This window comes from Streptomyces parvulus (assembly GCF_014648855.1).
Lineage (GTDB): Bacteria > Actinomycetota > Actinomycetes > Streptomycetales > Streptomycetaceae > Streptomyces > Streptomyces parvulus.
The window spans coordinates 243,995-256,256 of record NZ_BMRX01000003.1; the positions used below are offsets into that span (position 1 = coordinate 243,995).

At 71.8% G+C, this 12,262-nt stretch carries 13 protein-coding genes; 7 read left to right on the forward strand and 6 right to left on the reverse strand.

Annotated features, from left to right (window positions below; all coding sequences use genetic code 11):
• The first annotated feature begins 168 nt into the window (after positions 1-168).
• On the forward strand, positions 169-759 hold the full coding sequence (locus tag IE108_RS06600) for a TetR/AcrR family transcriptional regulator (RefSeq protein WP_064726585.1): 591 nt from the start codon (positions 169-171) through the stop codon (positions 757-759).
• Here the strand turns inward: IE108_RS06600 and IE108_RS06605 are convergent.
• On the reverse strand, positions 722-1,498 hold the full coding sequence (locus tag IE108_RS06605; RefSeq protein WP_064726586.1) for a response regulator: 777 nt from the start codon (positions 1,496-1,498) through the stop codon (positions 722-724). The genes IE108_RS06600 and IE108_RS06605 overlap by 38 nt on opposite strands.
• On the reverse strand, positions 1,495-3,138 hold the full coding sequence (locus tag IE108_RS06610) for a sensor histidine kinase (protein WP_064726587.1): 1,644 nt from the start codon (positions 3,136-3,138) through the stop codon (positions 1,495-1,497). Before IE108_RS06610 ends, IE108_RS06605 begins: the two co-directional genes overlap by 4 nt.
• Before the next feature lie 291 nt (positions 3,139-3,429).
• Between IE108_RS06610 and IE108_RS06615 the strand changes: the two genes are divergently transcribed.
• The 5 genes from IE108_RS06615 to IE108_RS06635 all read left to right on the forward strand — a co-directional run bounded on the left by IE108_RS06615 (position 3,430) and on the right by IE108_RS06635 (position 8,422).
• Entirely contained in the window at positions 3,430-4,416 is a 987-nt protein-coding gene (locus IE108_RS06615; RefSeq protein WP_064726588.1) for a Bug family tripartite tricarboxylate transporter substrate binding protein, read from the forward strand.
• Positions 4,413-4,973 (forward strand): tripartite tricarboxylate transporter TctB family protein, encoded by a 561-nt coding sequence (locus IE108_RS06620; RefSeq protein ID WP_064726589.1) that lies wholly within the window; start codon positions 4,413-4,415, stop codon positions 4,971-4,973. The genes IE108_RS06615 and IE108_RS06620 overlap by 4 nt, the downstream gene beginning before the upstream one ends.
• Before the next feature lies 1 nt (position 4,974).
• A complete protein-coding gene (locus IE108_RS06625) occupies positions 4,975-6,486 on the forward strand; it encodes a tripartite tricarboxylate transporter permease (protein WP_064726590.1) in 1,512 nt (503 codons plus the stop codon).
• Positions 6,487-6,563: 77 nt separating this feature from the next.
• Positions 6,564-6,887, forward strand: a complete 324-nt coding sequence (locus tag IE108_RS06630) for a putative quinol monooxygenase (RefSeq protein WP_064726591.1) — start codon at positions 6,564-6,566, stop codon at positions 6,885-6,887.
• An 803-nt stretch (positions 6,888-7,690) separates the two neighbouring features.
• Entirely contained in the window at positions 7,691-8,422 is a 732-nt protein-coding gene (locus tag IE108_RS06635; RefSeq protein WP_064726592.1) for a dienelactone hydrolase family protein, read from the forward strand.
• Between the two features lie 262 nt (positions 8,423-8,684).
• Here IE108_RS06635 and IE108_RS06640 read toward each other — a convergent pair whose 3' ends face one another.
• A complete protein-coding gene (locus IE108_RS06640) occupies positions 8,685-9,260 on the reverse strand; it encodes a rhodanese-like domain-containing protein (RefSeq protein ID WP_064726593.1) in 576 nt (191 codons plus the stop codon).
• 79 nt (positions 9,261-9,339) lie between these two features.
• Here IE108_RS06640 and IE108_RS06645 point away from each other — a divergent pair, with 79 nt between their 5' ends.
• Positions 9,340-9,627, forward strand: a complete 288-nt coding sequence (locus tag IE108_RS06645; RefSeq protein WP_064726594.1) for a metal-sensitive transcriptional regulator — start codon at positions 9,340-9,342, stop codon at positions 9,625-9,627.
• Positions 9,628-9,658: 31 nt separating this feature from the next.
• Here IE108_RS06645 and IE108_RS06650 read toward each other — a convergent pair whose 3' ends face one another.
• The 3 genes from IE108_RS06650 to IE108_RS06660 form a co-directional block, all read right to left on the reverse strand.
• Positions 9,659-10,402, reverse strand: coding sequence for a sulfite exporter TauE/SafE family protein (locus IE108_RS06650; protein WP_064726595.1), 744 nt, complete (start codon positions 10,400-10,402; stop codon positions 9,659-9,661).
• On the reverse strand, positions 10,399-10,764 hold the full coding sequence (locus IE108_RS06655; RefSeq protein ID WP_189397592.1) for a rhodanese-like domain-containing protein: 366 nt from the start codon (positions 10,762-10,764) through the stop codon (positions 10,399-10,401). The genes IE108_RS06650 and IE108_RS06655 overlap by 4 nt, the downstream gene beginning before the upstream one ends.
• Before the next feature lie 69 nt (positions 10,765-10,833).
• Complete coding sequence (locus IE108_RS06660; RefSeq protein ID WP_064726596.1) at positions 10,834-12,198, reverse strand: MBL fold metallo-hydrolase; 1,365 nt, start codon at positions 12,196-12,198, stop codon at positions 10,834-10,836.
• Between the last annotated feature and the right edge of the window lie 64 nt (positions 12,199-12,262).

Here is a 12,262-nt window from a genome sequence, read left to right on the forward strand (position 1 = left end):
GGGGAAGATCATCCGCGGTCGGGGACTCCGGCCGGTCTCGCCGGCCCCGATCGCCGTTAGAGTGGACTCACAACCGGACAACTGTCCGCTCACTGGGAACGCAAACGTAACGGACACTTGTCCGGTTAGCAAGGACGGGATTCGGCCACGAACCCGGAAGGAGGAGGAGTGCCGCCGCCGAAGAAGGACAGGACGGACGCGCCCCTGCGCTCCGACGCGCAGCGCAACCGCGAGCGCATCCTGCGTGTCGCCACCGAGGAGCTGACGCGCTGCGCGAACGCCCCGCTCAGCATGATCGCCAAGAAGGCGGGCGTCGGGCAGGGCACGTTCTACCGCAACTTCCCGAACCGCGAGGCGCTGGTCCTGGAGGTCTACCGCTACGAGATGCAGCAGGTCGCGGAGGCCGCGAGGGAGCTGCTGGCCACGCGGGAGCCGGACCGGGCGCTGCGCGAATGGATGGACCGGCTCGCCCGGTTCGCCCTGACCAAGGTCGGTCTGGCGGACGCGATCCGGCTGGTCACCAGCGCACCCGGCAGTCCGGCGAAACCGGAGCCCGCCCCGGTCACGGAGGCGACCGAGCTGCTGCTGCGCGCGAACGAGGAGGCGGGCACCATCCGCCCCGGTGTGTCGGCGGACGACTTCTTCCTGGCCATCGGCGGTCTCTGGCAGGTCGACGCGAGCGAGGACTGGCAGCCGAGGGTCACCCGGCTGCTCGACCTCGTCATGGACGGGCTGCGGGCGGGAGCGCGAGGCCGGTGACCGCCCCCCGGTAGCGGTAGCGGCGCTCGGGGCGGCCGGCCACGCCGTAGCGCAGCGACACCTCGGCGGTGCCGACGGTGTGGAAGTACTCCAGGTAGCGGCGGGCACTGACCCGGGAGACACCGGTCAGTGCCGCGCACTCGCTGGCGGAGAGGGTGCCGTCGGCCTCGCGCAGGGTGCGTTCGACCAGTTCGGCGGTCTCCACGCTCATGCCCTTGGGGAGCGCCGGGGCCGCGGCGCCGGGCGCCGCGCCCGCGAGCACGCGGTCGACGTCGGCCTGGCTGCGCACCACCGTGCCGAGCAGCCGGCCGCGCTGGACCGCGTACCGCTCCAGCCGGACCCGCAGGTCCTCGAACTCGAAGGGCTTGAGCAGGTAGTCGACGACGCCCTGGCGGACCGCGCCGCGCACCGCGTCCGCCTCCCGGGCCGCGCTGATGACCATGACGTCGCAGTCGTGCCCGGCCGCGCGCAGCCTCGGGATGACGTCCAGGCCGAACACGTCGGGCAGGTAGAGGTCGAGGAGGACCAGGTCGGGGCGGAGTTCACCGACCGCGGCGAGCGCCTCCCCACCGGTGCCGGCGACCCCGACGACCCGGAACGGCTCGACGCGTTCGACGAAGGCGCGGTGGACGCGGGCCACCATGAAGTCGTCGTCCACCACGAGCACGCCGATCGCGCCCCCGCCGGCACCCGCCCCCGCCGTCCCGGTCGCGTCGGACGTGCCGCCCGTACCCGTCATGGCGCTGCTCCTTCCGCCACCGCGTCGGTGAGGTGGCTGACGGTCATGCGTGCGGTGAACATGGCGCCCTCGGGGGTGTTGGCCACCGAGACCTCACCGCCGTGACGTTCGCAGACGAGCCGGGTCAGCGCCAGGCCGATGCCGCGCTCGCCCTGCCGGGCGGCCTTGGTGGTGAAGCCGTGGGAGAAGACCTCGCGGGCCAGTTCGGGGGCGACTCCGGGGCCCGAGTCGCGGACCACGATCTCGACGCTGGCGGCGTCCTGCCGCAGCTCGACCTCGACCCAGGCGTCGGGCCCGTCGCCCGCGGCGGCGGCGTCCACGGCGTTGTCGACGAGGTTGCCGAGGACGGTCGCCACGTCGGCGGCGTCCTGCGGGGCGAGCCGGTCCAGGGCCGTGCGGTCCGAGACCCGCAGCGCGACCCTGCGCTCGGCGGCGAGCGAGGACTTGGCGGTGACGAGGGCGGCGACCGCGGTGTCGCGCACCCGGCGGCTGAGCGTGACGTCCAGGGACTGGCGGCGCTGGTTGAGCGCGCGGATGTAGCGCACCACCTCATCCTGTTCACCGATCTCGATGAGCCCGGAGATGGTGTGCAGCTGGTTGGCGAACTCGTGGGCCTGGGCGCGCAGCAGCTCGGAGGTGCTGCGGAAGGAGCCGATCTCCCGCTCCAGGCGGGCCAGTTCGGTGCGGTCGCGCAGCGTGGTGACCGACCCGAGCGCGCGGCCGTCCTTGGTGACGGTCATGCGGTTCATGACCAGGACCCGCCCGTGCCGCACGACGACCTCGTCGCGCGGTGCGGCGGCGTCCGGTGCCGTGCCGGCCAGCACGTCGCGCAGCCGCCCCTCGATGCCGAGGCCGTCGAGGCTCTGGCCGACGCAGTCGGCGGGGAGGTCCAGCAGGCGCCGGCCCATCTCGTTGACCAGGGTGAGCCGGTGCTGCGGGTCGAGGGCGACGACGCCCTCGGCGATGCCGTACAGCATGGCCTCCCGGTGCTCGGCGAGGCCCGCGATCTCGCGCGGCTCCAGGCCCAGGGTCTGCCGTTTGACGCGCCGGGCCAGCAGCCAGGAGCCGGCGACGCCGAGGCCGCTGGCGATGCCGAGGTAGGCGAGCAGGTAGGAGGAGGCGCCGTTCAGCCGCTGCCACACTGTCGGGTCGGCCTCGCCGACCATCACGGTGCCGAGGTGCCGTCCCAGGGTGTCGCGGGTGGCGCCGAGCACCGGGACCTGGGCGACGAGTTCGCGGCTGCCCCGCAGGCTCAGGGGCCCCGACCAGCCGCGGCCGGCCGCGGCGCCCCCCGCGCGGGGCAGCCGGCCGCCGATCAGGGTGGGGTCGGTGGAGCTGACGACGCGGCCGGCCGCGTCGGCGACCGTGACGGAGGTGACCCCGGACTGGGTCTGCGTGGCGTTGACCAGCGGGGCGAGGGCCTCCTGCGGGACCGGCCGCAGCAGCTGGCTGCGCACCAGCGGTGTGGCGGCCAGCTGTTCGGCGAGCGCGGTGACGCGGCGGCCCTCGACGCGGTTGAAGGTGGCGCGGGACTGGGCGAGCGAGACGGCGGCGACCGCGCACAGGACCACCACGACGATGGCGAGCTGGAGGACCAGCATCTCGCCCGCGAGGGTCTGACGGCGGAAGGTGGGGGCCACGGCGGGACTCGTTCTCGGCTGACGGGGGTGGGACACGGGTGCGGACGGGGCGCCGCGGGTGGGCGGTCCTGGGTGGGGCGGGTGTGCCGGGTCGCCATCATGGCGCCCACCTGCGGCGAAGGAAAGGGATGTGCCGTCTTCGCAATGAAGCGGCGACCGCAATGACCACAACCTCCCTTGGTTCCGCAAGGAAGACAGGCCGCGGGAGCCCGGGCACCATGTGGCCCACGTCACCCTCCCCCACAGGGCTCTCCCCGTACCGATCTACCCGACCGACAGGTGGTGTCATTCGTGCGCCTGCGCACTCCCCTTGCCCTGCTCGGGGCCGCCGTGCTCGTGCTCGCGGGGCCGCCGCTGCTCTCCTCCGGCGGCGACTCCGACTCCGGCACGCAGATTCCGGGCCTGCGCTTCATGGTTCCCAACACGCCGGGCGGCGGCTACGACATCACCGCCCGCACGGCCGCGAAGAACGCCGAGGACGCCGGGCTCACGCACAACATCGAGGTGTTCAACCTGCCCGGCGCGGGCGGCACCGTGGGCCTGAGCCGGCTGGTGAGCGAGCACGGCAACGGCAAGCTCGCCATGTCCATGGGCCTCGGCGTCGTCGGCGCCGCCCGCTCCAACCACGCGCCCAAGACCCTCGCCGACACCACGCCGATCGCGCGGCTCACCGAGGAGCAGGACGTCGTCGTGGTCGCCAAGGACTCGCCGTACCGCACGATCGACGAGCTGATCGACGCGTGGAAGAAGGACCCGGGCAAGATCCCCGTGGGCGGCGGCTCGTCGCCCGGCGGTCCCGACCACCTGGCGCCGATGCTGATGGCGCAGGCCGCCGGGATCGCCCCGAAGTCGGTGAACTACATCCCCTTCGACGGCGGCGGCGAGCTGCTCGCCTCGATCCTCGGCGACAAGGTCGGCTTCGGCGTCTCCGGCGTCGGCGAGTACCTGGACCAGATCAAGGCGGGCGAGCTGAGGGTCCTCGCGGTGACCGGGCCCGAGCGGGTGGACGAGCTGAAGGACGCGCCGACGCTCAAGGAGTCCGGCTACGACGTGGACTTCACCAACTGGCGCGGCATCGTCGCCCCGCCCGGCCTCTCGGACGCGGAGCGCGCCAAGCTGACCCGCCTGGCCGAGGAGCTGCACGCCTCCGACGAGTGGAAGAAGTCGATGGAGCAGAACGGCTGGGACGACGCCTTCCTCACCGGTGAGGAGTTCGGCGCCTTCCTGGACGCCCAGGACGAGCGCGTGGTGTCGGTACTGAAGGAGCTGGGACTGTGACGACTCCGGCCGACACCTCCCCCGAGCCCGCTCCGGACCGGGCCGGCTCCCCGGCGCCCGAGCGGCGCTCCTGGCTGCGCGACCACTCCGAACTGGGCGTCTGCGCCATGCTGCTGGCGCTCGGCGTCCTCGTCCTGGCCGACGCGCTCACCATGGACGTCGACATCACCCAGCGCGGACCGGTCGGCCCGAAGACCGTGCCGATCGTGGTCGGCGCCGGCCTGCTGGTGATCGCCGCGCTGCTCGCCGTGGACGTCCTGCGCGGCGGCCGGGGCGAGGCCGAGGGCGGTGAGGACGTGGACCTGTCCGAACCGGCCGACTGGCGCACGGTGCTGCTGCTCTCCGGCATCTTCCTCGGCGCCGCCGCGCTGATCGAGCCGGCGGGCTTCCCGGTCGCCGGGGCACTGCTCTTCTGGGGCGCCGCCTTCGCCCTGGGCAGCCGGCGCGTGGACCGCGATCCGCTCATCGCCGCGGTGCTGTCCCTGCTCACCTACGTCGTCTTCGACAAGCTGCTCGGTGTGCCGCTGCCCGGCGGTCCGCTGATGGGAGTGCTCTGACATGAACGCCCTCAACTCCCTGATGGACGGGTTCGGTACGGCCCTGTCCCCGCTCAACCTGCTGTGGGCCGCTCTGGGCGTGCTGCTCGGCACGGCGATCGGCGTCCTGCCCGGCATCGGGCCGGCGATGGCGGTGGCGCTGCTGCTGCCGGTGACGTACGGACTCGACCCGGTCGCGGCGTTCATCATGTTCGCCGGCATCTACTACGGCGCCATGTTCGGCGGTTCGACCACCTCCATCCTGCTGAACACCCCCGGTGAGAGCGCGGCGGTGGTGGCGGCCATGGAGGGCAACCCCATGGCCAAGGCGGGGCGCGGCGCGCAGGCGCTGGCGGCGGCCGCGATAGGCCACTTCGCGGGCGGCATGATCGGCACGATCCTGCTGGTGGCACTGGCGCCCACGGTCGCCGACCTGGCGGTGGACATCGGCGCGCCGGACTACTTCGCCATCATGGTGCTGGCGTTCATCGCCGTGACGTCGGTACTGGGCTCCTCGCGGGTCAGAGGCCTGGCCTCGCTGCTGATCGGCCTGACCATCGGGCTGGTGGGCCTGGACCAGATGACGGGCCAGCAGCGGCTGACGTTCGGTTCGCTGCAACTCGCCGACGGCGTCGACGTGGTGATCGTCGCCGTCGGTCTGTTCGCGATCGGGGAGGCGCTGTGGGTGGCCGCGCACCTGCGACGCGGGGGCGCCGAGCCGATTCCGGTGGGCCGTCCGTGGCTCGGCCGCGGGGACCTGCGGCGCACCTGGAAGTCCTGGCTGCGCGGCCCCTTCATCGGCTTCCCGTTCGGCGCGATCCCGGCGGGCGGCGCGGAGATCCCCACGTTCCTGTCGTACGTGACGGAGAAGCGCCTGTCCAAGCACAAGGACGAGTGGGGCAAGGGCGCCATCGAGGGCGTGGCCGGACCGGAGTCGGCGGCGTCGGCCTCGGCGGCGGGCACGCTGGTGTCCATGCTGACCCTGGGCCTGCCGACGACGGCGGTCGCCGCGGTCATGCTGGCCGCCTTCCAGCAGTACGGCATCCAGCCGGGCCCGCTCCTGTTCGAGCGCGAACCGGAGCTGGTGTGGGGCCTGATCGCGTCCCTCTTCGTGGGCATGGTGCTGCTGCTCGCGCTCAACCTGCCGCTGGCACCCGTGTGGGCGAAGCTGCTGCGGATCCCCCGCCCCTACCTCTACGCGGGGATCATGTTCTTCGCGGCGGTCGGCGCCTACGCCGTCGGCGGCGAGGTCGTCGACCTGGTGATCCTGCTGGTCATCGGCCTGGTCGGCTTCGGCATGCGGCGCTACGGGCTCCCGGTCCTGCCCGCCGTGATCGGCGTCATCCTCGGCCCGAACGCCGAGCAGCAGTTGCGCCGCGCCCTCCAGATCAGCGACGGCAGCGTGACCGGGCTGGTCGACACGCCGTTCGCGGTGACGGTGTACGCGGTGATCGCGGTGCTGCTGGCGTGGCCGCTGCTGCGGCGGCCGCTGGCCCGGGCGGCGGGCCGGGGACGGACGCGGTCCGACGCCTGAGGGCGGGGCCTCGTACCGTGACCGGGAGAAGGGTCCCGCTCCGTTCCGCGGGACCCCGCACCACAGAAGGAGAGTCCATGATCTTCATCACGGCGAAGTTCCAGGTGCTGCCCGAGCACGCGGACCGGTGGCCGGAGATCTCCGGCGACTTCACCCGGGCCACCCGGGCGGAACCCGGCTGCCTCTGGTTCGACTGGTCCCGCAGTGTCGAGGACTCCTCGGAGTACGTCCTGGTCGAGGCGTTCCGCGACGACGAGGCGGGCGCGGCCCACGTGCAGTCCGCGCACTTCCGCGCCGCGCAGGAGCAGCTGCCGCGCTACCTGGCCCGCACACCGCGCATCGTGAACGCGACGGTCGAGCAGGGGGACTGGTCGGAGCTGGGCGAGATGGCGGTCGAGTAGGGCGCCCCGGGCGCGGCCGTGCCGCGACGAGCCCGGCCTTCCCCGGGGCCGGGCTCCGGACCGCGCACGCGGCTCCGCTTCAGCCGAGGAAGCTCAGCCGGACCTGGCGGTCGGGGTTGTCCCGGTTGGTGTCCGCCAACCTCCGTTAGGACAACCCCGACGATACTCACCAGCGCAGGCTCCGCGCGACGTCATGCGCGGCATGCCACCCAGGAGTGGTCCGAGCCCCGCTGATCGGCAACTGCATCCACCACGAGGGGGTGCACGGCCGTCTGGTCTCCATGAAGCTGCCGGGATGCCGGGTCATTGTCAGTGGCGAGTTCTATCCTTGGGCGCCGTGTCCGCCTTGCGTAGCGGGCGGACATGCCTGAGTGGGTTGCCCCCTGTTTGTCCCAGGGGGCAACCCACTCCCCCGGCCCGATCAGTTCGACACGGTGCCAGGTCGGGCCGGCTGGTCCCGCTGTTGTCCCAACGGACCACAGCCGACACAGCCCCGGTACCCCGCCATCAGAATTCACACCCGCCGTAGTCGTATCGGCCCATTCCACCCTGTGGGCCGCTCCCGCGCTGCGGCCGGGTTGGTGGCGGACCAGCACAGCGCCCACGGCGCAGTGCCGCATCAGACAACGTGGGCTCTGTCGGCATCCCTGCTCAGGCCGGCAGTCCTTCGTGATACGTTCCTGCCGCCGTGCACTGCTGCGACTGAGGAGGTGAGACCGATCAACGCTTTGACAGGTCGGGCCTCCCTCCCTCGCATGGCCTAGGGAGCGCCCGCAGAGGCATCCCGAAAGGCATGAATCGCTATGCGCTTCATCTCCGAGACGTCGTCCGACGGCGTCCGCGAACGGCTCTTCACCCTCGGCGACGTTCCTGGCGTGTTGTGGACGCCAGAAGGTGCCGTCGCCACTCGTCCGCTCGTCTTGATGGGACACGGTGGCGGTCAGCACAAGAAGGCCCCTGACGTCCTGACTCGTGCACACCGCTTCGTGACCGAATGCGGTTTCGCGGTCGTGGCGGTGGACGTTCCCGCCCATGGTGACCGGCCGAAGGTCGAGGAGTACGACCGGATCGCGACGGAGAACCAGGCGCGCGTGGACGCCGGTGAAGAGCTGGCCCCATTGATCGCCCACTTCCAGGCGCTCGTGGCCCGCCAGACCGTGCCCGAATGGCGGGCGATCCTGGACGCGGTTCAGCAACTTGAGCACGTAGGTGCCGGCCCGGTGGGCTACTGGGGGATCTCGCTGGGATGCGGACTCGGCGTTCCGTTCGTGGCTGCCGAACCGCGGGTCCGCGCGGCGGTACTGGGTTTGGGCGGGGTGCTCGCGTCGGCCGAGGCCGCCACACGGATCACCGTCCCGGTGGAGTTCTTGGTGCAGTGGGACGATGAGCGGGTGCCGCGGGTGCAGAGCTTGGCGCTGTTCGACGCCTTGGCCTCGGCCGAGAAAACGTTGCACGCCAACCCCGGCAAGCACGGCGAGATTCCAGCATTCGAGCTGGAGAGCACGCTGAGGTTCTTCGGCCGGCACCTCGGCTGATACCGCACCCCGCGACGGGCCGATCGGGAACCGTTTCCCGATCGGCGCGTTCTCTTAAGCTGGTCGGGATGGCCGGCAGGGTTCGGGTTCGACAGATCGACGACTTCTCCCCACACCTGACCACGAGGAAATGATGGCGCCTCGGCGACTGGGCCACCACGAACAACGTCGAGATCGCCGAACGTTGCCATACGCAGCACTCAAGAGGCCGACGCGGCTGGCGCGGAGACTCGGAGAGCCGACTGCCTGCCTCTCTCCCTGCTCAGCGGCTGCGGAGCTTCGCCAGGGTGTTGTCGAGTTCGGCGGCTCGGGGACGGTTGTGCGGAAGTTTGGCGAGCATGGCGGCCATGCCGCAGGTGTTGGTGAGGGCGGAGAAGACCAGTCCGGCGGCGATGCCCGCCGAGAGGAGCTGGAAGGCCGGGTGTACCAGGAGTCCGAGGATGAGGCCGAGCAGGACGAGTGTGCCGGCCGTGAAGCGGACCTGGCGTTCCATGCCCCAGGTGGAGCGCGCCGCGCCTTCCGGGCGGTGCAGGTCGTGGCCGTCGGCGGCCCATGCTCCCGTGCCTCCGGAGAGGGTGGCGGTGGCGATGCCGTTGTCCGCGAGGAGACGGCAGGCGTTCTCGGAGCGGGCTCCGGAAGCGCAGACGACCAGGATGTCTCCGCGCTCGGCAGCCTGCCTGATGTCGGGCAGCGCCCGCTGGATCTGGTCCAGGGGGATGTTGAGGGCGCCGGGCAGGTGACCGCCGGCGTATTCGCCCGGGGTGCGAACGTCGAGCACGGTCAGTTCGTGCAGACGGGTGCTGGCCTCACCGGTGCCGAGGGTGGTGTGCGTGGTCATGGCAGGTTCGTCCTTTGCTTTCGGCGGGGCCCCGAAGGGGGAGTATATTACCCCTGGGGGTATGCGATGAGGAGTGAAGATGGAGCTTGATCTGGCGGCCGCGGAGCTGAAGGCGGTCTTGAACCGGCTGCGTCGCGCGCAGGGGCAGATCTCCGGGGTGATCCGGATGATCGAGGAGGGCCGGGACTGCGAGGAGGTCGTGACGCAACTGGCTGCCGCGTCGCGGGCGTTGGACCGGGCCGGGTTCGCGATCATCGCCACCGGGCTCCAGCAGTGCCTGACCGAGGTGGAGAACGGCAGCCGCACTCCCGAGGACCGCGACGAGATGCGCGGCCGGCTGGAGAAGCTGTTCCTGTCCCTGGCCTGATCCCACCGCGAGGACGCGCCGGCAGGGCGGCTCACACGACCACGTCGATGAGCATCACGGCCGCCACGGACAGCAGAACGAACGCGAAGACGCGTTGCAGCCTCTCTCCGGTGATCTTCGTGGCGAGACGCTTGCCGTCCCAGGCGCCCAGGATCGCCGCGCCGGTGAAGGGCGCGATCACCTCCCAGCGCAGGTCCCCGCCCGCGTTCGTTCGCGTGGTGAGCGCCGCGAGTGAGTTGACGGTGATGACCAGCAGGCTTGTGCCCACCGCCTGCTTCATCCGCAAACCCAGAGCGCCCACCAGGGCCGGGACAGCGAGAAAGCCGCCGCCGACGCCGAGGAACCCGGTCACCGCGCCGAGTCCGGCGCCGGCGCCGACCGCCTTGGCGGGGCGTACCCGCTCCGGTGGCTCGGAACCGGTCGGGCGGAGCATGCGCACTGCGGCCAGGGCGGCGACGGCGGCGAAGGCTCCGGTGAGCACCTGTGCCGGAAGGTGGCCCGCTGCGGCGCCTGCGAGGAAGGCCGGCGCGATGCCTGCCGCCGCGAAGAGCGCCCCGGCTTTCCAGGTGACGGTGCCGTCGCGGGCGTGGGCGTAGAGGGCGGTGGCGGAGGTCGCGGTGACGATGATCAGGCTTGCTGTGGTCGCGGACGCCGGGGAGAAGCCGAGCAGGTAGATCAGAGCGGGGACCGCGAGCACGCTGCCACCGCCGCCCAGGGCGCCGAGGGCCAGGCCGATGACGGCCCCGGCGATCAGGGCGAGGACGAGGGTGCTCACGCTATCGAGCCGCTGTTCCCGCGCTCGTCGACGACCGGGTATCCGGCGGCGGCCCACGCGTTCATGCCGCCCTTCACGTCCACCGCGTCCGCGCCGCGTTCGGCCAGCAGCTTCGCGGCCTGCTGCGAACGGTGACCGCTGCGACAGATCACCACCAGCGGACGCCCCTGCGCGCCGACGGGCAGGGACGCGCCCGCGGCCAGGGCCGTCAGCGGAGCGTGCAGGGCGCCGGGGGCGTGCCCGGCCTTCCACTCGGGCCGCTCCCGCACGTCCAGCAGAACGGCCTCGGGCGGCTCACCACCGGTGCGAGTGCGCGCCTCGTCCACGGACACACGCCTCTCGCTCTTTCGGAACACGAACATCAGCACTTTCGCCTTTCTCTCGCCATTCGCTCTTCTACGACCCCCGGACACGGGCCCCGCTGAGATCGCTCAGCCGGTGACGACGTCCAGCCCGGCGTCTGCGGCGGCGTCGAAGCCGTCGTCCACGGCGACAACCTGGCGACCGGCGGCATCCAGGAGCGAGGCGGCGATGCCCGCGCGCATGCCGCCCGCGCAGTGCACCCAGACGGTGCCGTCCGGTACTTCACCAAGGCGCTGGTGCACCTGATGGATCGGAAGGTGGACCGAACCGGCGATCCAGCCCTCGGCACGCTCGGAGTCACGGCGTACGTCCAGCACCACGATCCCGTCGCGGTCCTGGTCCGCGAGTTCCGCGAACGTCGCCCGCGGGAACGAAGCCGGGCTCTCGCTCTCCCGCAGCCACCCGGCGGGACCACCGGTCGCCGCGGCGGCCGGCCGGTCGATGCCGACGCGGACCAGTTCCCGCTGTGCCGCAGCCAGTTGCCCGGCCGTCTCGGCGAGCAGGGTGACCGGCTTGCCCCACGGGATCATCCAGGCCAGATAGGTGGCCAGCTTCCCGTCCGCCTCGAAGTTGAACGAGCCGGCCACGTGCCCTTCGGCAAAGGCGATCCGGCTGCGCAGGTCCACGACCCACTCCCCCGCCGCCAGACGCGCGGCGATCTCGTGCGGGTCGGCCACTGAGGGCGGGGTCATGTCGACCGGATCGGGGCCGCCCGCGTTGGCCGGTCCCATGTGCGCGTAGTAGGCGGGCACGTCCTCCAAGCCCGCGAGCAGATCGGCGACGAAAGTCTCCACTTCGACGGTCAGCGCCGTGTTCGCGGCCTTCTCCTTGCCGATCGTCGTGGACTCGCCGTCCGCCTGCGCCGAGGAGCAGAAGCTGCCGAACCCGTGGGTGGGAAGGACCTGGGTGTCGTCGGGCAGGGTGTCGGCGAGCCGGTGCGCGGAGGAGTGCTGAGCGCGAGCCAGTTGCTCGGTCAGCCTCGGCTCCACGAGGTCGGGGCGGCCGACCGTGCCGATCAGCAGCGAGCCGCCCGTGAAGGCCGCGACAGCTCGGCCCGCCTCCCGCAGGACGTAGGCGGTGTGGTGCGGCGTATGCCCCGGCGTGGCGACGGCCGTGAGACTCAGACCGGCGACGGGGTCGATGTCGACCTCGTCTCCGTCGGCGACGGGGGTCCTGGCGAAGGAGACGTGCGCACCGGAGGGCACCAGGTACACGGCGCCCGTGATCCGGGCCAGCTCCAGGCCACCGGTGACGTAGTCGTTGTGGATGTGGGTCTCCACCACGTGCGAGATGCGCACCCCTCGCCGCGCCGCGGCAGCCAGCACCTGGTCGATATCCCTCGGCGGGTCGACCGCCACCGCCGCCGACTCACCGCCGGCGATGTAGCTGCGGTTGCCCAGACCCTCCAGCTCGATCACGTCAACGAAGAACACCTCGACACTCCTTCCGCACGAAAATTACCCCCGGGGGTATGTAATCGACCCTAACACCTTTACC